The 18,180-nt window shown below is 59.1% G+C and carries 20 protein-coding genes; 15 read left to right on the forward strand and 5 right to left on the reverse strand.

What is annotated here, in order from left to right:
• The first annotated feature begins 86 nt into the window (after window positions 1-86).
• Window positions 87-659: a ComEA family DNA-binding protein gene (locus VL003_RS07620; RefSeq protein WP_325441180.1), complete on the forward strand. Its 573-nt coding sequence runs from the start codon at window positions 87-89 to the stop codon at window positions 657-659.
• Between the two features lie 107 nt (window positions 660-766).
• Window positions 767-1,672, forward strand: a complete 906-nt coding sequence (gene cysM, locus VL003_RS07625; protein ID WP_325441182.1) for a cysteine synthase CysM — start codon at window positions 767-769, stop codon at window positions 1,670-1,672.
• A gap of 3 nt (window positions 1,673-1,675) precedes the next feature.
• On the opposite strand, the gene egtB is transcribed toward cysM, so the two are convergent.
• The 3 genes from egtB to mltB all read right to left on the reverse strand — a co-directional run bounded on the left by egtB (window position 1,676) and on the right by mltB (window position 5,229).
• Window positions 1,676-2,914, reverse strand: a complete 1,239-nt coding sequence (egtB, locus tag VL003_RS07630) for an ergothioneine biosynthesis protein EgtB (protein WP_325441184.1) — start codon at window positions 2,912-2,914, stop codon at window positions 1,676-1,678.
• Entirely contained in the window at window positions 2,911-3,945 is a 1,035-nt protein-coding gene (gene egtD, locus VL003_RS07635) for an L-histidine N(alpha)-methyltransferase (protein ID WP_325441186.1), read from the reverse strand. Before egtD ends, egtB begins: the two co-directional genes overlap by 4 nt.
• Before the next feature lie 105 nt (window positions 3,946-4,050).
• Window positions 4,051-5,229, reverse strand: coding sequence for a lytic murein transglycosylase B (mltB, locus tag VL003_RS07640; RefSeq protein WP_325441188.1), 1,179 nt, complete (start codon window positions 5,227-5,229; stop codon window positions 4,051-4,053).
• Between the two features lie 10 nt (window positions 5,230-5,239).
• Here mltB and VL003_RS07645 point away from each other — a divergent pair, with 10 nt between their 5' ends.
• The 8 genes from VL003_RS07645 (at window position 5,240) to VL003_RS07680 (ending at window position 12,412) form a co-directional block, all read left to right on the forward strand.
• On the forward strand, window positions 5,240-6,163 hold the full coding sequence (locus VL003_RS07645) for a histone deacetylase family protein (RefSeq protein ID WP_325441190.1): 924 nt from the start codon (window positions 5,240-5,242) through the stop codon (window positions 6,161-6,163).
• A 104-nt stretch (window positions 6,164-6,267) separates the two neighbouring features.
• Window positions 6,268-7,017 (forward strand): electron transfer flavoprotein subunit beta/FixA family protein, encoded by a 750-nt coding sequence (locus VL003_RS07650; RefSeq protein ID WP_325441192.1) that lies wholly within the window; start codon window positions 6,268-6,270, stop codon window positions 7,015-7,017.
• Window positions 7,018-7,019: 2 nt separating this feature from the next.
• Window positions 7,020-7,949: an electron transfer flavoprotein subunit alpha/FixB family protein gene (locus tag VL003_RS07655; protein WP_325441194.1), complete on the forward strand. Its 930-nt coding sequence runs from the start codon at window positions 7,020-7,022 to the stop codon at window positions 7,947-7,949.
• A 69-nt stretch (window positions 7,950-8,018) separates the two neighbouring features.
• Window positions 8,019-9,851, forward strand: a complete 1,833-nt coding sequence (locus tag VL003_RS07660) for an acyl-CoA dehydrogenase (RefSeq protein ID WP_325441213.1) — start codon at window positions 8,019-8,021, stop codon at window positions 9,849-9,851.
• A 172-nt stretch (window positions 9,852-10,023) separates the two neighbouring features.
• Complete coding sequence (locus VL003_RS07665; protein ID WP_325441196.1) at window positions 10,024-10,665, forward strand: peroxiredoxin; 642 nt, start codon at window positions 10,024-10,026, stop codon at window positions 10,663-10,665.
• 204 nt (window positions 10,666-10,869) lie between these two features.
• Window positions 10,870-11,085 (forward strand): hypothetical protein, encoded by a 216-nt coding sequence (locus VL003_RS07670; protein ID WP_325441217.1) that lies wholly within the window; start codon window positions 10,870-10,872, stop codon window positions 11,083-11,085.
• Between the two features lie 110 nt (window positions 11,086-11,195).
• On the forward strand, window positions 11,196-11,582 hold the full coding sequence (gene rplS / locus VL003_RS07675) for a 50S ribosomal protein L19 (RefSeq protein ID WP_325441198.1): 387 nt from the start codon (window positions 11,196-11,198) through the stop codon (window positions 11,580-11,582).
• 74 nt (window positions 11,583-11,656) lie between these two features.
• Window positions 11,657-12,412, forward strand: a complete 756-nt coding sequence (locus tag VL003_RS07680; RefSeq protein ID WP_325441200.1) for a CoA pyrophosphatase — start codon at window positions 11,657-11,659, stop codon at window positions 12,410-12,412.
• Between the two features lie 87 nt (window positions 12,413-12,499).
• On the opposite strand, the gene rsgA is transcribed toward VL003_RS07680, so the two are convergent.
• Window positions 12,500-13,414: a ribosome small subunit-dependent GTPase A gene (rsgA, locus tag VL003_RS07685; protein WP_325441202.1), complete on the reverse strand. Its 915-nt coding sequence runs from the start codon at window positions 13,412-13,414 to the stop codon at window positions 12,500-12,502.
• Window positions 13,404-14,651 carry a M48 family metallopeptidase gene (locus VL003_RS07690; RefSeq protein ID WP_325441204.1) on the reverse strand — a complete coding sequence of 416 codons (1,248 nt, stop codon included), beginning with the start codon at window positions 14,649-14,651 and terminating at the stop codon, window positions 13,404-13,406. The genes rsgA and VL003_RS07690 overlap by 11 nt, the downstream gene beginning before the upstream one ends.
• Window positions 14,652-14,698: 47 nt before the next feature.
• Here VL003_RS07690 and orn point away from each other — a divergent pair, with 47 nt between their 5' ends.
• The 5 genes from orn to VL003_RS07715 form a co-directional block, all read left to right on the forward strand.
• Window positions 14,699-15,244 (forward strand): oligoribonuclease, encoded by a 546-nt coding sequence (gene orn / locus VL003_RS07695; protein WP_325441206.1) that lies wholly within the window; start codon window positions 14,699-14,701, stop codon window positions 15,242-15,244.
• Window positions 15,241-16,029 carry a 2-(1,2-epoxy-1,2-dihydrophenyl)acetyl-CoA isomerase PaaG gene (paaG, locus tag VL003_RS07700; RefSeq protein WP_325441208.1) on the forward strand — a complete coding sequence of 263 codons (789 nt, stop codon included), beginning with the start codon at window positions 15,241-15,243 and terminating at the stop codon, window positions 16,027-16,029. The genes orn and paaG overlap by 4 nt, the downstream gene beginning before the upstream one ends.
• 3 nt (window positions 16,030-16,032) lie before the next feature.
• Entirely contained in the window at window positions 16,033-16,476 is a 444-nt protein-coding gene (acpS, locus tag VL003_RS07705; RefSeq protein ID WP_325441210.1) for a holo-ACP synthase, read from the forward strand.
• A gap of 84 nt (window positions 16,477-16,560) precedes the next feature.
• Window positions 16,561-17,640 carry a beta-N-acetylhexosaminidase gene (gene nagZ / locus VL003_RS07710; protein ID WP_325441211.1) on the forward strand — a complete coding sequence of 360 codons (1,080 nt, stop codon included), beginning with the start codon at window positions 16,561-16,563 and terminating at the stop codon, window positions 17,638-17,640.
• Window positions 17,603-18,180 (forward strand): GIY-YIG nuclease family protein (locus VL003_RS07715; protein WP_325441215.1); only part of this gene is annotated, 578 nt, incomplete at its 3' end. The genes nagZ and VL003_RS07715, both read left to right, overlap by 38 nt.

Genomic DNA, 18,180 nt, shown 5'->3' on the forward strand with positions numbered 1-18,180 from the left:
GCCTTCCAAGACAGCCACCCGCATCATTGACCTTGATCGGCCCACATCCAGGGCCCGTCTTTCCGTTCACCATTTCGGAGGTCGCCATGAACCCTTTCACACAATCCACCGTTGCCCGGCCCTTGTCCGAGCCGCCTGCGCGCGCTGCGAATGACAACAATCCGCCCGACAACGACATACCTCAAAATAGCGCCAGGCCGGCAGTAGCGCCCGTTTCAAACGACGTCGAGCCTGGCCGCAAGCCTGCTCGTTATCCGCGATCAGGGCGCCTCGTGCGACGTCGTGGCCGTGCTCCGGTGTCAAGGCGCCTGGCATGGGCGGTGGCCCGATGGCCGGCCTGCTACCGGAAGGCGGCAGGGGCTGTGGTGGGGCTGGCGATGGCACTTGCACTGCCCACCGCCTGGGCGGTTAACGTAAACAGTGCATCGGCCCAGCAACTGGAAAGCATCACTGGAATCGGCCCGAAAACCGCGCAGATCATTATCGACGAGCGAACGCGGGGCGGCAGTTTCGAGTCATTCGACGACCTGGCCGAGCGGGTCAAGGGCATAGGGCCCAAGAAGGCGCGGGCGCTTCAGGCCGCGGGGCTGACGGTGGGCGAATCACGTAGTGCTGAGGCCAAGCCGACTGCAGCGCCCCCACGCAAGGCGGGTCGTTAAGCCCCCAGGGCAGCCGCCCGTCATCGCCGCTAGAGTGGGCTTTGAACGTAGCGATGGAGGCGCCCCCGACGGAGCACTGATAGATGGGTTGGGTGTATGATTTGCGCATGAAACAATACCAGACCATCGAACAAACCATAGGCGAAACGCCCTTGGTGCAACTGCAACGCATTCCGGGCCCGTTGGGCGAAGACCGGGGCAACGTTATTCTTGCCAAGCTCGAAGGCAACAACCCCGCGGGGTCGGTCAAAGATCGCGCCGCCAATTCCATGATCCGCCGCGCCGAAGCGCGCGGCGAGATCAAGCCGGGCGACACGCTTATTGAAGCCACCAGCGGCAATACAGGCATTGCACTGGCCATGGTGGCCGCGGTGCGCGGCTACAAGATGATACTGATCATGCCCGACAACCTGTCACTCGAGCGCCGCGCCTCCATGACAGCGTACGGGGCCCAACTGATACTTACGCCTGCTGACAAGGGTGGCATGGAGTACGCGCGCGACCTGGCCAGCGCCATGCAGGCCGAAGGCAAGGGCAAGGTGCTTGATCAGTTTGCCAACCCCGACAACACTCAGGCGCACATCGAGGGCACCGGCCCCGAGCTTTGGCGGCAAACCAGCGGTGAACTCACCCATTTTGTCAGTGCCATGGGCACCACTGGCACCATCATGGGTGTCGGAAGCTATTTACGCGGGCAAAATGCTGCCATTCAGGTTGTGGGTGCGCAGCCTGCCGAAGGCGCGTCGATTCCGGGGATACGAAAATGGCCTGAAGCGTATCAGCCTAAAATCTACCACCCCGAGCAAGTCGACCATTTCGAATATATCGGCCAGGAAGAGGCCGAAGAAATGGCCCGCCGCATGGCGGCCGAAGAAGGCATCTTCGCGGGCATTTCGTCGGCCGGAGCCCTGGTGGCGGCCTTGCGGGTGGCCGAGCGCGTGCAGAACGCCACCATTGCTTTCATCGTTTGCGACCGGGGTGACCGTTATTTGTCCACCGGCGTCTTCAACTAGAAACTACAACGAACGAGCCAGCCTTAGCCCTGTGTACTGCCAGCGGGCGTGGCTGGGAAAAAAATTTCGATAGGTGGCTCGGCTGTGATCCGGCGGTGTGACACAAGAGCCGCCGCGCAGCACATATTGGTTCACCATGAACTTGCCGTTGTATTCGCCAATGGCGCCTGATGGCGGCTTGAAGCCCGGGTAAGGCGCGTAGCTGCTGCTGGTCCATTGCCATGCGGTATCAAACAACTGTTCCAGTTGCGGGGCATCGGCGGGTGTGCCGTCAGATGACCCTTGTGCGGGTGGCGCGGCGGCGTTCTCCCATTCGGCTTCGGTGGGCAGCCTGGCGCCGGCCCAGCGTGCATAGGCGTCAGCCTCGTAGTACGAAAGATGAATAGCCGCTTGTTCAGGGTTCAAGGGCAGCAGGCCGTGCAGGGTGAACTCTTGCCAGGCGCCGTCGGTCTCTTGCCAGTAAAGCGGGTGGGCTATGGCGACGGGCTCGCCTTTCAGCCAGGCCCAGCCTTCCGAGAGCCATAACGAGGGGTTTTGGTACCCGCCTGCATTCATGAAAGCCAGGTACTCTGCATTGGTGATCAGCCTGGAGCCCAGGGCATAGGGCTCAAGAAACTGCTTGTGCCGCGGCAGCTCGTTGTCATAACAGAAACTATCGGCCTGGCTGCCGATTTCAATAAGCCCGCCTTCGAAAGTCGGCCAGTGCAGGGGCTGGGTGGCGGCTTCGACCGTAGCTTGGCTGCAATATGCCGGACGCAGGGGGTTGTGCCAGAGCAGGTGCTTCAGGTCGGTCAGGATCAGTTCCTGATGTTGCTGCTCGTGCTGCAGTCCCAGCTCGATCAGTTGCTCGATCTCGGGTCTGGGCTCACCTGCAGGGGCGGCAGCGATCAGTATCAGTGATGCCACGCGTGCATTGATGTCGTTACGATACTCATGCACCTCGTCCATGCTGGGGCGCGTGATCAGCCCGCGCCGCGAGCGGGGGTATTGTTCTCCGATGCTGTTGTAGTACGAGTTGTACAGCATGCGAAAATCGCCGTTGAAGGGCTGGAAGGCCGGCTCGAAACGTTCGAGTACAAAGGTTTCGAAAAACCAGGTGGTGTGGGCCAGATGCCATTTGACGGGGCTGGCGTCGGTCATGGATTGCACGCAGCAGTCTTCGTCGCTCAGCGGCTCGGTCAGCATCGTGGTTGCGCGCCGAATGTTTTCAAAGCGCGACAGCAAGGTGCCGGACAAGCTCATGCCCGAGCCCCCTGGCCGCGCGGCGCGGGCAAACTTGCTTGCGCATGTACGACTGCAAATTTGTCGTCTTCGTCGGTCCAGTACACGGACGGATGCCAGCCGGCCTGTTGCAATAGCTTGTTCAATGAGGCCCGGGTGTATTTGTAGCTGTTTTCTGTGTGTATGCGTTCGCCTTCGTCAAAATGCCGACGCGTATTCTCCCAGCAGACATCAACGCTGCGTCGCGCTTGCAAATGCATCTCGACCCGGCTTTCTGTCTCATTGAAGAACGACACGTGGCGCCAGTCGCGCACGTCGAAGTTGGCATGCAAGGTTCGATTGACATGGCGTAGGAGGTTTAAGTTGAAGGCGCTGGTCACGCCTAGTTCGTCGTCGTAGGCGGCATTGAGCACCTTCGCGTCCTTGACCAGGTCCACGCCCAGCAACAATGCTGAATCGTCTCCCCCGTTTTGACGCAAGTCGCCCAAAAAGCGGCAAGCATCAGGCGGCGCAAAGTTGCCCAGCGACGAGCCCGGATAAAAGAACAGGCGCCCGTTGGCAGGAACCGTGTCCGGCAATTGCAACCCGTGCGAGAAGTCTTGGCCCAGCGCCGTCATGTGGATGTTGGGGTGGCTTGCACGAAGGCGGTTCAAAGCCGTGTGCAGAAAATCGGCCGAGATATCCACTGCCACGTAATGATCGGGTTTGAGCGCGTCAAAAAGTCGCTCAGCCTTGGCGCAGTTTCCGGCGCCCAGGTCTATAAGGGTGCCGTATGGGCCAGCCGCGTCGGCGATTTCGTCGAGGTGCTCGCACACAATGGCGGCTTCTGTTCGCGTGGGATAGTACTCGGGCAGCAGGCACAGTGCCTCGAAAAGCTTTGAGCCCAACGTATCGTATAGATACTTGGGAGCCACCCGAGCCGGTTGGGCCAGCAGCCCGCTGGTAAGCTTGGCGCGTTCGGTGTCGTGTGCAGTATCTGTGGGCAAGGCGGTAGCGCGACCCGAATGGGTTTGCTGATCGGCACGCGCTGCAGAGGATATGGGTGTCGACATTGGCTCTGGGGTAGGGTGCCCAAACGAGCTGGACGGCCTTTTAGAGTACCACCGTCGACACCGCCTGATAAGGCCGTTTGCTTGGCCTGATTCGTTTCAAATGGCCTAGTTGGGCCCGCCGTAACCTATGCGCGAGGCCAGTTCGTCTGCCAGGTCTGCAACCGACGCAGCATAAAAATAGCTTCGGTTGTAATGGGTGATGGCAAAGAAATTGGGCGTTCCGCTACGGTATTCAACCTGTTTGCGCGGTTCGTCCACCAGGTCGACGATACCCAGCTTGTGCTGCTTCCAGAGCTCGCTTGTGCCGCTGCCCGACGCTGTTTTTAAAGCGGACGCGCCGTATGTTTTAAGCTGTTCCCAATCGTAAACAGGTTCGAGTCCGCCATGAACCAATGGCTTCGTGTCCCCGGGCAGGGTCACGGGTGCAAAGACCGGCAGGCCGCGTTGCCAGCCGTGCTCCACCAGGAAGTTGGCCACCGACATAATGGCGTCTTCGGGGCTGGCGCCCAGATTGATGTCGCGATCGCCGTCGCCGTCGACCGCAAAACGCTTGAGGCTGCCCGGCATGAACTGAGGCAAGCCCATGGCCCCGGCAAATGAACCCGTTGCCTCGCGGGCGTCGAGCACGCCGTCATGATCCAGTTCGATCAGGTCGGCAAGCTGGTCCTGAAAAAGTTTGGTTCGGTCGGGTCGGTCGGGGTCGGGGTAGCGAAAGGCCAGGGTGGCAATGGCGTCCAGTACCGAAAAGCTGCCCGTGTAGCGTCCGTACACGGTTTCGACGCCGATAATGGCCACGATGATCGATGGCGGCACGCCGTAACGTGTGGCGGCCTGGTCGAGCGTCGCACGGTGCTGCGCCCAAAACTCAAGCCCTGTTCGAATGCGCACCGGCTCGACGAAGCGGCCGCGGTAGGTGACCCAACTGCGGCGTACCCGCGTTTTGGTCGGCGACATCAGGTTGGCGGCCTTGGCGTCGTAGCGGGCATCTTCGAGCAACGCCTGCACATGGGCCAGGGGTAGCCTGCGTTCACCAGAGACACGCTGGGCGTACGTTTGAATTTCGGGCTTGAGTCGGCCCTGCGCATCAGTAAAGTCGTTGGCGCCACCGCCGAATTGAGCCGGCCTGCGCTTGGGCGAGAGGGCGGGCGTCAGGGCGGGCGCGGCGGCCTGTGCCGCCGCCTGCGCGGGCAAGGAGGCTTGAGAGGGCGAAACGGTATGGCTTGAGGCGCAGCCGCCAAGCAGCAAGGCTGCAGCGACTTGCAAAACACGGACGGGTTTGAACATAATCCTCCTTATGCAGACCCTCTATATTACTCACCCCGACTGTCACTTGCATGAGATGGGCCAGTGGCATCCCGAAAGCCCTCATCGACTTGACGCCATCAACGACCGGCTCATCGCAAGCGGCCTGTTCAGCCTTCTGGCAGCACGCGAGGCCGTACCGGCCCGAGACGAAGATATTTTACGTGTGCACACTCCATCTTTGCTCGAAGAGCTGCGCAGTAAATCGCCTGCCCAGGGATATGCCGAAATCGATCTCGATACTTTGATGAACCCATTTACGCTGGATGCCGCGTACGCGGCGGCAGGTGCGGGTATTGTTGCGGTTGACGCCATCATGGCCGGCCAGGCTCAGACGGCGTTCTGCTCGGTGCGTCCGCCGGGCCATCACGCCGGCCTGGATCGGGCCATGGGATTCTGTTTTTTTAACAATCTGGCCATAACTGTAGCGTACACGCTTAAAAAATACGGGTTAAAACGGATAGCGATCATTGATTTCGACGTGCATCATGGCAATGGAACTGCCGAAATTTTCGAGGGAGACGAGCGCGTACTGATGTGCAGTTTTTTTCAGCACCCGCTATTTCCCAATGTATACCCTGAACATCCCGCTGCAAACATGCTTAACGTACCGGTTCCCCCGCATGCCGACATCAACCTGCTGCACAACATCGTTGAGTCGGGCTGGATGCCTCGTCTCGAGGCATTTGCGCCCGAGTTCATCTTTGTTTCTGCGGGCTTCGACGGCCACCGCGAAGACGAGCTCGCCCAGCTCGATATGGTCGAAGCCGACTACGCATGGATCACCGAAAAGCTCGTTGATCTGGCCGATCGAACCGCACAGGGGCGTATCGTCAGTTTTCTTGAAGGCGGTTACGACCCCTCGGCTTTGGGACGCAGTGTTGCAGCGCACATCAAAGCATTGGCAAAGCTGTAGAATGCGGTATTACCTCGATTACGGTCGTCTGCCGGCGGGTAACCGAACCGGTGCTCGCGGCATTAAAACAGAATTCCCATTTCATATTCCGGAGGAAATGCTCGATGAAGGTATTGATACCCGTCAAGCGTGTGGTTGATTACAACGTCAAGGTGCGCGTCAAGTCGGATCAAAGCGATGTGGACATCGCCAACGTGAAAATGTCCATGAACCCGTTCGATGAAATCGCCGTCGAAGAGGCCACGCGTCTTAAGGAAAAGTCTGTCGCAACCGAGGTTGTGGCTGTTTCTTGTGGCACTGCACAATGTCAAGAAACGCTGCGCACCGCCATGGCTATCGGCGCCGATCGCTCCATCCTGGTTCAGACCGACGCTCAACTGCAGCCGCTGGCGGTAGCCAAGCTGCTAAAGGCCGTGGTCGATAAAGAGCAACCCCAATTGGTCATCCTGGGCAAGCAGGCCATCGATGACGACGCCAACCAAACCGGTCAGATGCTGGCTGCGCTGCTCGACTGGCCGCAAGCCACTTTCGCCAGCAAGATCGAGGTCTCGGGCGACACTGCGACGGTCACGCGCGAAATCGACGGCGGTCTTGAAACCTTGTCGATCAAGCTGCCCGCAATCATCACGACCGACCTGCGCTTGAACGAGCCGCGCTACGTCACGCTGCCCAACATCATGAAGGCCAAGAAAAAGCCCCTGGAAACCACCACGCCCGAAGAACTTGGCGTTGATGCGGCTCCCCGCCTCAAGACACTCAAGGTGTCCGAGCCGCCGGCTCGTTCGGCCGGTGTCATGGTGCCCGACGTAGCCGCTTTGGTCGACAAACTCAAGAATGAAGCAAAGGTAATTTAATCATGTCGATACTTGTCATTGCAGAACACGATAAAGCCCAGCTTAGGGGCGCAACGCTTAACGCTGTGGCAGCCGCGCAAAAAATCGGCGGCGATGTTCACCTGCTGGTAGCGGGTGAGGGCGTGCAGGCCATCGCCGAGCAGGGGGCCAAAGTGGCCGGTGTCAGTAAAGTGCTGCTGGCCGACGGTGCGGCTCTGGCCGATCACCTGGCCGAGAATGTTGCGGCCCAGGTGCTGGCTGTGGCGTCGGGTTACAGCCATATATTGTTTGCCGCCACTGCCGAAGGCAAGAACGTTGCCCCCCGCGTGGCGGCCAAACTCGATGTCGCTCAGATTTCCGATATTTTGGCCGTCGATGCTCCCGACACGTTCCAACGCCCCATCTATGCCGGCAACGCCATTGCCACTGTACAGTCGCCCGATCCGGTCAAGGTCATCACCGTTCGCACCACGGCTTTTGATCCGGTCGCTGCCGAGGGCGGTCAGGCCGCAATCGAAACCATCGAAGCCGTGGCCGACTCGGGCCTGTCGTCTTTTGTGGGCCGCGAGGTGGCAAAAAGCGATCGTCCCGAGCTGGCCGGCGCTACGGTAGTGGTTTCGGGGGGTCGCGGCATGGGCAGCGCCGAGAACTTCAAGCTGCTCGAGCCGCTTGCCGACAAATTGGGCGCAGCCCTGGGCGCATCGCGTGCCGCGGTCGACGCAGGTTATGCGCCCAACGACTGGCAGGTGGGGCAGACCGGCAAAATCGTTGCGCCGCATCTATATGTGGCGGTGGGTATTTCGGGAGCCATTCAACATCTGGCAGGCATGAAAGACTCCAAGGTCATTGTGGCCATCAATAAAGACGCCGAGGCGCCTATTTTTGGTGTTGCCGATTACGGCCTGGTTGCTGACCTGTTCCAGGCAGTGCCCGAGCTGACCAACTCGCTGTAACGCTAACGCGCATGGCCGGCCGTTGTGGCGTCGGCCATGCGACACCCGCTTTCGGACATTGGGGGCATCATGGGCTATAGCTCGCCTTTGCGCGATATCCGGTTTGTTCTCGAAGACCTGTCCGACCTGCCGGCCCTATTGAGCCTGCCGGGATTCACTGACATCACGCCCGATCTGGTGCAAGCAGTACTGACCGAAAGCGCCCGTTTTGTCGAATCTGAAATCGCACCGCTGAACGCGCCGTCAGACGCCTCGCCGTCGCGTTGGCTCGATGGTGCCGTTGTTACGTCGCCGGACTTTCAACAGGCTTTCCGGCAATACGCCCAGGGCGGCTGGCAAGGTTTGCAGCACGACCCCAGTCACGGTGGGCAAGGCTTTCCCAAACTGGTGGGCACGGCAACGGTTGAAAACATCAATGCCGCCAGCCTTGCCTTTTCACTTTGTCCCTTGCTCACCGACGGCGTTATCGAGGCGTTGGCTTCTGTGGGCAATGCAGAGCAACAGGCGCTTTATATTCCCGCCCTGATTGAAGGTCGCTGGACAGGCACCATGAACCTGACCGAGCCGCAGGCCGGTTCCGACCTTTCATTGCTGAAAACACGGGCCCTTCCGCAGCCTGACGGCAGCTATCGGCTGTTCGGCCAGAAAATCTTCATCACGTTCGGCGAGCACGACCTGGCCGAAAACATTGTTCATCTTGTGCTGGCGCGCTTGCCCGACGCCCCCGAAGGTGTAAAGGGCATTTCACTTTTCATCGTCCCCAAGTTTTTGGTGGCTGCCGATGGTTCACTGGGCCCTCGTAACGACGTCTGGTGCGCATCGCTTGAGCACAAGCTAGGTATCCATGCCAGCCCCACGGCGGTCATGTTGTATGGTTCCGGCAAGGGCGAGGCGGGCGAGGGTGCGGTGGGCTATATGGTGGGCGAGCCCAACCGCGGCTTGCAATACATGTTTGTCATGATGAACGCGGCAAGGTTTGCGGTGGGGGTGCAAGGGGTTGCCCTTGCCGAGCGGGCCACGCAAAAGGCGTGGGCCTACGCGGCCGAGCGCCTGCAGGGTCAAAGCCCCGGGCAACCCCTTGTGGGGCCGCAACCCATCAACTGTCATCCCGATGTTCAGCGCATGCTCTGGACCATGCGGGCGTTGTCCGACGCGGGCAGGGCGCTGGCGGCCATGGCGGCCAAGGCCTGCGATCTCTCCCGTCATCATCCCGACGAGGCCGAGCGCACCCGCCAGCAGGCTGTGCACGAGTACCTGGTTCCAGTGGTGAAAGGCTTTTGCACCGAAAATGCGGTTGAAGTGGCTTCGTTGGGTGTACAGGTTCATGGCGGCATGGGCTATATCGAAGAAACCGGCGCTGCGCAGTATTTGCGCGATGCCCGTATTTTGCCCATCTACGAGGGCACAACAGCCATACAGGCCAACGATCTGCTGGCCCGAAAGACCTGGCGCGACCAGGGCCGGACAGCACAGGCCTTGCTTGAACAGATGCTTGCCACCCTTAAGCAGCTGCAGGCTGCGGCAAAGCAGGGCGGCTCGCACGGCGAGGGTCTGCAGCTGCTGGCGCGACACTTTGGTGTGGGCCTGCAGGCGTATTCGGATTCGGTCGACTACATGGCCGCGCAAGCGGGCTCGCCCCGCGCTGCGTTCATGGGCAGTGTGCCCTATCTTATGTTGGCCGGTACGGTGCTGGCCGGCTGGCAAATGGCGCGAGCCGCGCTGGTGTGTTCGCAAAAGCTCCAGCAGGCCGATCCTGACCCGTTCTATGCCAGCAAGCTTGCCGTTTGCATTATGTATGGCGCGTTGGTTTTACCTCGGGCGGCAGCACTGCTGCAGTCCATCACCGAAGGCGCCGTTATGGCTCGATATGCCGACCAGTACACCGACCGACACGCAGGCTGATTATCTGCGCCACCCGGCTGGTTGCAGCACGCCTTCGCTTTAGCTTATAACGTTATATACAGACGGTATTTAATATCTGTCGTCGAAGCTGGCACAATGAATTGATGCGTTCCGGCGGCGGTTTCACCGGCATGGGCTTCGTTTTTTTTCATCCTTTCAGGAAGAGACTCACATGGCTACTTTGCGACTGGGCGACACCGCCCCCGACTTTGAACAAGATTCCGACATCGGCCCCATTAAATTTCATGAATACCTGGGCGACCACTGGGGTGTGTTGTTTTCGCACCCGGCCGACTTTACCCCAGTGTGTACGACCGAACTAGGCTACACCGCCAAGCTTGCCGACGAGTTCGCCAAGCGTAACGTCAAGGTTATTGCTGTTTCTGTCGACGATGCACAGTCGCACAAAGAGTGGATACACGACATCAACGACACCCAGAACACCAAGGTTAATTTCCCCATTCTGGCCGATGCCGACCGCAAGGTCTCCGACCTCTACGACATGATCCATCCCAACGCCAGCACGACCGCAACCGTGCGCTCGGTGTTCATTATCGATCCGAATAAAAAAGTGCGTCTGACGCTCACCTACCCCGCGAGCACCGGGCGCAACTTCAATGAAATTCTGCGTGTCATAGATTCTTTGCAGCTTACCGACAGCCATAGCGTGGCTACACCGGTCAACTGGGAAGACGGCGACGACTGCATCATAGTGCCGTCCATTAAAGATGAAGCCGAACTCAAGGCCAAGTTTCCCAAAGGCTATAAGGAGGTGCGCCCTTACCTGCGCATTACGCCTCAGCCCAATAAGTAATCGGCAATAGCGGTTGGGTGCTTGCAGAGGGCAGTCTCGGCGGGCGTGCAATGCTGATCCACATCGCCAGGCATCCGCCTGGCGATTTTTTTTGTAAAAAAAGCTTGCGCGGCAGGCTGTTGTTTTGTACAGTGCCTACATTGGCTGTTCAAAAAAACAGTGGTTTTAAAAACAGCTTCTGCTACTACCTATTGCGAGACAACCATGAATACAAAAACTGCCGCCAAGTGGCCCTTCCCGCCGGTCAAGCAACCCATTCAGCCACGTACGGGCCAGCCGGCTGCCGGTGCGGCCAAGTCTGGCAAGGCTCAAAAAAGCGGCCTCACCCGGGGCGCCATGCTGGCCGATGTCTGTCTGGTGGCTATTTGGGGCGCCACGATTCCAGGTTTGATGTGGCTTGGCGTAGCCGGCGGCTTTTAAAAATTCCAAAAACAACGTAAAATGCTTGGTTTTGCAACTCATCTTCTGGCGGCCTAAAAAACCCTCTACGGACCCAACATGGCCGTTTTCGATGAAATCAGGAGCCCATTGTGGACTTAATCGCTACTATCGAGCAGGAAGAAATCAACCGCCTTACCGGCGGCGAAGCCAAGCCTGTATTTGGCCCCGGTGATACCGTGGTCGTCAACGTCAACGTTGTCGAAGGCACACGCAAGCGTGTACAGGCCTACGAAGGCGTGGTTATCGGCAAGCGTAATCGCGGCCTTAATTCGTCGTTCATTGTGCGCAAGATCTCGTCCGGCGAAGCCGTCGAGCGTACCTTCCAGCTGTATTCCCCGCAAATCGCGTCCATCGAAGTCAAGCGCCGTGGCGATGTCCGCCGTGCTAAACTTTATTACCTGCGTAGCCGTTCGGGTAAATCTGCACGCATCAAAGAAAAGCTGGTTCGCCGGGCCGACAAAAAAGCAGAAGCATAATCGCTCTGTTTCGCCCGAATCCAGTAGTAAGCAAAGGCACCCGAGCGGTGCCTTTGTTGCTTTTTATCGGAGCTATGGCGCGAAACACACCGCATTCTCGGGCCGGAAAACGTACCGTAATCGTTCCGGGATTCGATCCCCAGACCCAGCCCATTGTGCCGCTGTCAGATGTTTTGTTGCCTTTAAGCAACGCGACCTTGCAGCTGGATTTTATTCGCGAGGCGTTCAAAACCGCTATCGACTGGCAAGTCGAACCCATTTTTACCGAAAGCTTTCAAGCTGACAGCCTCGATCTGATCGGCATCGTACAGGCGGCCGTTTTCGTGCCCCTGGTGCAGCGCCCCAATGGCCTGCATCTGTTGTTTACGCGGCGCGCTTCTCACTTATACGACCACGCCGGTCAAATCTGTTTTCCGGGCGGCCGCATTGAAGACACCGACCACGATGCCGTGGCGGCCGCCTTGCGCGAAACCCAAGAAGAAATTGGCATTCCGCCCAATTGCGTTCAGCTTTTTGGTACGCAGCCGGGGTTTTTGACCTCTACGCGCTTCACCATGAAGCCTGTCATTGGTTACGTCATGCCCGGTTTTGTCGTGCGCCCAGATCTTACCGAAGTGGCCGAGGTGTTCGAGGTGCCGCTGGCTTTTTTAATGAACCCCGCCAACCATTTTTTGCACAGGGCCCATCTGCCTGACGGCGGGCATCGTTTTTATTTTTCGATGCCCTGGCACGAGCACTTTATATGGGGTGCGACCGCGGCGCTGATTCGCAATTTTTATCATTTTCTGGCTGCGGCGCAGGTCGAGCTCGGAAGCCGCAGCAGGGCATAGCCGTTGCCATCACGCTTGGGGCAAGGGCCGCAGTTGTTGCGGCTGCGCTCCAGCAGGAAAGCATCCTGGGGCTAACCCGCTTCGCTTTCAGTATCGGCCCTGCGCCTCGTTCTCGGCCAGAATCCGCAAATACAGTTCGTGTCGTTCGGGGCGAATGTCGCCGCGAGAAATCGCCGCCAACACCCCGCAGCCCGGCTCGCGCCGGTGGGCACAGTTATAAAAACGGCACTGAGCGGCATGCTTTTTAAACTCGGGAAAGCCGCGTTCGATTTCTCCCGGGCTTAAGTGGTATAGCCCGAAGTTTTGGAAACCCGGCGAGTCGATGACGGCGCCCCCGCCGGGCAAATGATAAAGCCGGGTGCTGGTTGTGGTATGGCGACCGGCATCAAGCGCCACCGAGTGCTCTTGTGTTGCAGCCTGGGCTTGCGGAACCAGTGCATTAAGCAGGCTTGACTTACCCATGCCGCTTTGTCCAAGCAGCAGGCTGTGCTTGTCTTGCAACAGCGGCCGCAAGGCGGCAACGGTGGCTTCCGCATCCAGGGCATTGGTGGTCACTACTGGAATAGGCGGGTCGTAATCTGCCGCCAGAGCCTGGACCTGAGCACGTGCTTTGGCCAGTCGGTCGACAAGATCGGCCTTGTTCAGAATGATCACGGGGACGATGTCCGCGCTTTGCGCGGCAACCAGGGCCCGCCCGATCAGGTCTGGCGAAAAGGCCGGTTCAACGGCAACCACAATCAGCAACTGGTCGACGTTGGCCGCAAACTGCTTGGTGCGCATGTCGTCCGAGCGATACAACAGGTTCTGCCGGGGCTCGATGCGTTCTATGACGCCTTCGGTTTCACCTTGCGCTAGTATCAGCACCAGGTCGCCTACTGCCGGACCCGATTTTTTGCCGCGCGGAAAGCATTGCCGTATGTGGCCGTCGGGCATCTCGACGGTAAAGTGCCGACCATGAGCGGCAACGATGCGGCCCTTGAGCAAAGCAGTGTTAGACGCCATGTCGTAGCTTCTGGATGCGCACGGCGGCGGGCGGGTGGCTGTCGTAGAAGGCTGAGTGCACAGGGTCGGGCGTAAGGGTGGCGGCGTTATCGTCGTAAAGCTTGACCAGGGCCGAGATGAGGGCGTCGGCCGATGATTGGCGTGCCGCGTAGCGGTCGGCCTGGAACTCGTCGCGGCGCGACAGCCAACTGGTAAGCGGTGCTACCCAAAAGGTAAATACCGGCATGACCAAAAAGAAAAGTATCAAGGCCAGGGCATCGTTAGGGCGCCCCAACTGCGGCAGCACGCCCAAGCCAGTGTAAAACCACACTTGTTGCGACAACCAGCCCAGCAACCAGAAGAAGCCCAGTGCTGCGGCAAAGCTGACCGCCATGCGCTTGATAATATGCCGGTGCTTGAAGTGGCCCAGTTCGTGAGCAAGTACGGCTTCGATTTCGCCGGGATTGAGGCGCGCAAGCAAGGTATCGAAAAACACGATGCGGCGATTGCGCCCGAAACCCGTGAAATAGGCATTGCCGTGAGCCGACCGCTTGGAGCCGTCCATAACAAACAAACCGCTTAGCGTAAAGCCGCAACGTTGGGCCAACGCATTGACCCGGTCGGCCACAGTGGCATCTTGCAACGGCGTAAATTTGTTGAACAGCGGAGCGATCACGGTTGGAAACAGCCACATGATCAAAAAATTGAAAGCCACCCACACTGCCCAGGCCCACCAGACCCATTGCGGACCGGTGTTGCCCATAACCCATAACACCAGGGCGACCAGCGGGGCACCCAATAATAGGGCCAGCAGCAGGCCCTTTGCCAGATCGGCGGTAAACAGCGCCGGTGTCATGCGATTGAAGCCGAAGCGGGCTTCAAGCCTGAACTTGCGCCATATTGAAAACGGCAGCCCGACCAGACCGATAATGGCAAGCACCGAACCGATCAGTGCAAGCTGACGCCCCAGTTCAGACTCAATGGCGCGACCCCAGTAAAGATCAAGCCATTGCAGGCCGCCGAGCAGGGTCAGCACGACAAGCAGGGCGGCTTCGGTTGTAGTCTGGACGACGCCCAGCCGTACCTTGGCCAGGGTATAGTCGGCAGCACGCTGGTGGCTTCGCAGGCTGATGCGGTCGGAAAACTCGACCGGAACCTGCTCGCGGTGCTGCGCTACGTGGCGAATCTGGCGTGAAGCCACCCAGATCCGGGTGACCAGATCGGCCAATAAAAATGCAATGAACCACAGTGTAAACATAAGCAGCCGGCAGGTATGAGAAAATCGCTGTTTTAAGGAAGGATTATATGGCGGTTAACGAACAGCGTCTGGTTTGGCTCGATCTTGAAATGACCGGACTCGACCCCGAAAAGGAACGCATCATTGAAGCGGCGGTCATTGTCACTGAACCCGATCTTACTTTTGTAGCAGAGGGCCCCGTGCTTGTCATACATCAAAGCAACGAATTGCTTGATGCCATGGACAAATGGAACACTTCTACGCATGGTAAAACAGGCCTCACCGAAAAGGTCAAGGCATCGACCCTGACCGAAGAGCAGGCCGAAACCCAATTGCTGGAGTTTCTGCAGCAGTATGTTCCGACCGGAAAATCGCCCTTGTGCGGCAATACGGTTGGGCAAGATCGCCGGTTTCTGGTCAAGTATATGCCGCGTCTCGAGGCGTTCTTTCATTACCGCAATCTTGATGTCAGCACATTGAAGGAACTGGCGCTGCGCTGGAAGCCCGAGGTATACAAAGGCTTCGTCAAGCAAAGCCGCCACGAGGCCCTGGCCGATATCTACGAGTCCATCGAAGAACTTAAGTATTATCGCGAGCACTTCATCAAGCTATGACCTACGAAAACATCTTGTTCGAACTCCAGGGCGGTATTGCGCGCCTTACACTCAATCGTCCTGACAAGCTCAACAGCTTCACGGCCGACATGCACGACGAAGTCGCCCAGGCATTGACCCGGGTTGAGTCCGAAGGCGCACGGGTATTTGTGCTGACCGGCAGTGGCCGGGGCTTTTGCGCCGGGCAGGATCTTTCTCAAAGAGTGGTCAAAGAAGGCGCGCCGCCTGTCGATCTGGGTGCCAGCATCGAAAAATACTATGGCCCGTTGGTCAAGCGTTTGCGTAACCTGCCCATGCCGGTGGTGGTGGGGGTGAACGGCGTGGCAGCGGGGGCCGGCGCAAGCCTGGCTCTGGCGGGCGACATCGTCATTGCTCGCGCGTCAGCCAGTTTCGTGCTGCCGTTCTGCCGACTGGGCTTGCTTCCCGACACGGGCGGCACCTATATCCTGCCTCGCCTGCTGGGGCCGGCACGCGCCATGGGCCTGGCCATGCTGGGCGAAAAGCTGCCCGCCGACAAGGCGGCCGAGTGGGGGCTTATCTGGGAGTGCGTGGCCGACGAGCAGTTCGATGCCCGCCTCAATGAGCTGGCAGTGCATTTTTCGACCGCGCCCACCAAAGGCCTGGCTGCCACCAAACAGGCCATGAATCAAAGTTTTTCCAATACACTGGCCGAACAACTGGACCTTGAGCGCGAACTGATGCGCGATCTGGGGAACAGTCACGATTACGCCGAGGGTGTGCAGGCCTTTTTGGCCAAGCGCAGCCCGCAATTCAAGGGGTGCTGAACCATGCAACTACCTGATCCTCGTACGATTGCCGGCATAGGCACCGACGTGGTGCGCGTTGACCGGGTTCGTAATGCCTTCCAGCGCCGCGGCATGAGGTTCGCCGAGCGCATATTGGGCGATCAGGAGTTCGCTGTGTTTCAGCGTCGCCACCAACGCGATCCAAATCGTGGCATCCGTTATCTGGCCACGCGATTCGCGGCCAAAGAAGCGTTTTCCAAGGCCATAGGCCTGGGCATGCACGCACCCATGTCGTGGCGCATGATGCAGGCATTGAACCTGCCCGGGGGCCGACCCACGGTGCGCCTTGATGGCGCGCTGGCGCAGTGGTATGCCGCAAAGTACGGCGCTGCGCACATCTCGTTAAGCGACGAAAGCGATATGGCCATGGCCTTCGTGGTGCTTGAGCCCCTGCTTGTCGATTACTCCGCACCTGGCCGTCGCTAATCGCAGGCGGGCCCGGGGCGCCTGCGCTCTGGGCTATGCGTCTGCCTGCCGCTACCTTGACTCTAGCCGTTTCATCATTTATTCATGACCATCACTGCAAACCCTTCAGACACCCCGACAAACCCCTCCATCCTGCCGCCGGGTCCGGTCATGGTCGATGTAGAGGGCACGACGCTCACCGACCACGAACGCCAACGTTTGCGCCACCCGCTGGTGGGTGGCGTTATTCTGTTTGCACGCAACTTCAGCAGTCGTCAGCAGCTTGAGGCCTTGTGTCGCAGCATCCATAACCTGCGCCACGAGCCTTTGCTTATCGCGGTTGATCACGAAGGGGGGCGTGTGCAGCGTTTTCGCACCGACGGTTTTACGCCCTTGCCACCCATGTCGGCCTTCGGCGAGATCTGGATGGACGACTCGTTGGCGGCCATGCGCCTGGCCACTGAAACCGGCTACGTGTTAGCGGCCGAGCTGCGAGCCTGTGGCGTTGACCTTAGTTTTACGCCGGTGCTCGACCTTGATTACGGTGTCAGCACGGTCATTGGCAACCGGGCGTTTCATCGCGAACCTCAGGTCGTGGCCATGTTGGCCCGCGCGCTTATCCAGGGGTTGATGCTGGCCGGCATGGCGGCTTGCGGCAAGCACTTTCCGGGGCATGGCTTTGTGCAGGCCGACTCCCATCACGAAATCCCGGTCGACGAGCGCAGCCTTGAGCAGATCATGCAAGAAGACGGCGCGCCCTATGGTTGGTTGGGCGACATGGTGCTGCCTTCGGTCATGCCGGCGCACGTCATTTATTCCAGTGTCGATCCGAACCCTGCGGGATTCTCACCGTACTGGATACAAACCATGTTGCGTGGCAATCTGGCCTATGATGGAGTGGTGTTTTCCGACGACCTGACCATGGAAGGCGCCACTGTGGCAGGTGATATTCTTGCACGCGCTCAGGCTGCCTTGGGTGCCGGCTGCGACATGGTCCTGGTGTGCAACCGCCCTGATCTGGCCGACGATCTGCTGGCACGCCTGCAGCACCAGCCTTCACCCGAGTCGGTGCAACGAATCCGCCGTCTCATGCCGCGTCAGGCGGCGCCCGATTGGCAGACCCTGCAAGGCCTTGCTCGTTACCAGTATGCCCGACAGCTTCAATCTAAAATCATTTCTGGCTGACCTGCCGTCGTTGCCGGGCGTGTACCGGCACATCGACGACGGCGACGAAGTACTTTACGTTGGCAAGGCTGCCAATCTTAAAAAACGGGTCTCGTCCTATTTTCAGAAGAACCAGGGCAGCCCGCGCATTGCGCATATGCTGGCCAGGGTGGCGCGTGTCGAAGTCACCGTCACGCGGTCTGAGGCCGAGGCGCTGCTGCTTGAAAACAACCTGATCAAGCGTCTGCAGCCGCGCTACAACATTCTTTTTCGTGACGACAAGTCGTATCCGTTCTTGCGCATCAGTGGTCACGAGGCTCCGCGCATTGCCTATTACCGGGGCGCCACTACGGGCAAGGGCCGCTATTTCGGGCCTTATCCCAACGCCTGGGCGGTACGCGAAACCATACAGATACTTCAAAAGGTGTTTCGGCTGCGCACTTGCGAAGACAGCGTTTATGCCAATCGTTCGCGACCCTGTCTGCTGCATCAGATTGGCCGTTGTTCCGCGCCGTGCGTGGGGCTTATCTCGGTTGACGATTACCAGGCCGACGTGGATCG

This window comes from Pusillimonas sp. (assembly GCF_035515275.1).
Taxonomy (GTDB): Bacteria; Pseudomonadota; Gammaproteobacteria; order Burkholderiales; family Burkholderiaceae_B; genus Pusillimonas.

Excerpts from the sequence above, each read along its gene's own strand:
- egtB (WP_325441184.1), bottom strand. The coding sequence starts at position 2,914 with ATGAGCTTGTCCGGCACCTTGCTGTCGCGCTTTGAAAACATTCGGCGC.
- cysM (WP_325441182.1), top strand. The coding sequence starts at position 767 with ATGAAACAATACCAGACCATCGAACAAACCATAGGCGAAACGCCCTTG.
- VL003_RS07650 (WP_325441192.1), top strand. The coding sequence starts at position 6,268 with ATGAAGGTATTGATACCCGTCAAGCGTGTGGTTGATTACAACGTCAAG.
- acpS (WP_325441210.1), top strand. The coding sequence starts at position 16,033 with ATGCAACTACCTGATCCTCGTACGATTGCCGGCATAGGCACCGACGTG.
- VL003_RS07680 (WP_325441200.1), top strand. The coding sequence starts at position 11,657 with ATGGCGCGAAACACACCGCATTCTCGGGCCGGAAAACGTACCGTAATC.
- VL003_RS07645 (WP_325441190.1), top strand. The coding sequence starts at position 5,240 with ATGCAGACCCTCTATATTACTCACCCCGACTGTCACTTGCATGAGATG.
- VL003_RS07690 (WP_325441204.1), bottom strand. The coding sequence starts at position 14,651 with ATGTTTACACTGTGGTTCATTGCATTTTTATTGGCCGATCTGGTCACC.
- VL003_RS07620 (WP_325441180.1), top strand. The coding sequence starts at position 87 with ATGAACCCTTTCACACAATCCACCGTTGCCCGGCCCTTGTCCGAGCCG.
- mltB (WP_325441188.1), bottom strand. The coding sequence starts at position 5,229 with ATGTTCAAACCCGTCCGTGTTTTGCAAGTCGCTGCAGCCTTGCTGCTT.
- rsgA (WP_325441202.1), bottom strand. The coding sequence starts at position 13,414 with ATGGCGTCTAACACTGCTTTGCTCAAGGGCCGCATCGTTGCCGCTCAT.
- VL003_RS07655 (WP_325441194.1), top strand. The coding sequence starts at position 7,020 with ATGTCGATACTTGTCATTGCAGAACACGATAAAGCCCAGCTTAGGGGC.
- nagZ (WP_325441211.1), top strand. The coding sequence starts at position 16,561 with ATGACCATCACTGCAAACCCTTCAGACACCCCGACAAACCCCTCCATC.
- VL003_RS07665 (WP_325441196.1), top strand. The coding sequence starts at position 10,024 with ATGGCTACTTTGCGACTGGGCGACACCGCCCCCGACTTTGAACAAGAT.
- orn (WP_325441206.1), top strand. The coding sequence starts at position 14,699 with ATGGCGGTTAACGAACAGCGTCTGGTTTGGCTCGATCTTGAAATGACC.
- egtD (WP_325441186.1), bottom strand. The coding sequence starts at position 3,945 with ATGTCGACACCCATATCCTCTGCAGCGCGTGCCGATCAGCAAACCCAT.
- VL003_RS07670 (WP_325441217.1), top strand. The coding sequence starts at position 10,870 with ATGAATACAAAAACTGCCGCCAAGTGGCCCTTCCCGCCGGTCAAGCAA.
- VL003_RS07660 (WP_325441213.1), top strand. The coding sequence starts at position 8,019 with ATGGGCTATAGCTCGCCTTTGCGCGATATCCGGTTTGTTCTCGAAGAC.
- paaG (WP_325441208.1), top strand. The coding sequence starts at position 15,241 with ATGACCTACGAAAACATCTTGTTCGAACTCCAGGGCGGTATTGCGCGC.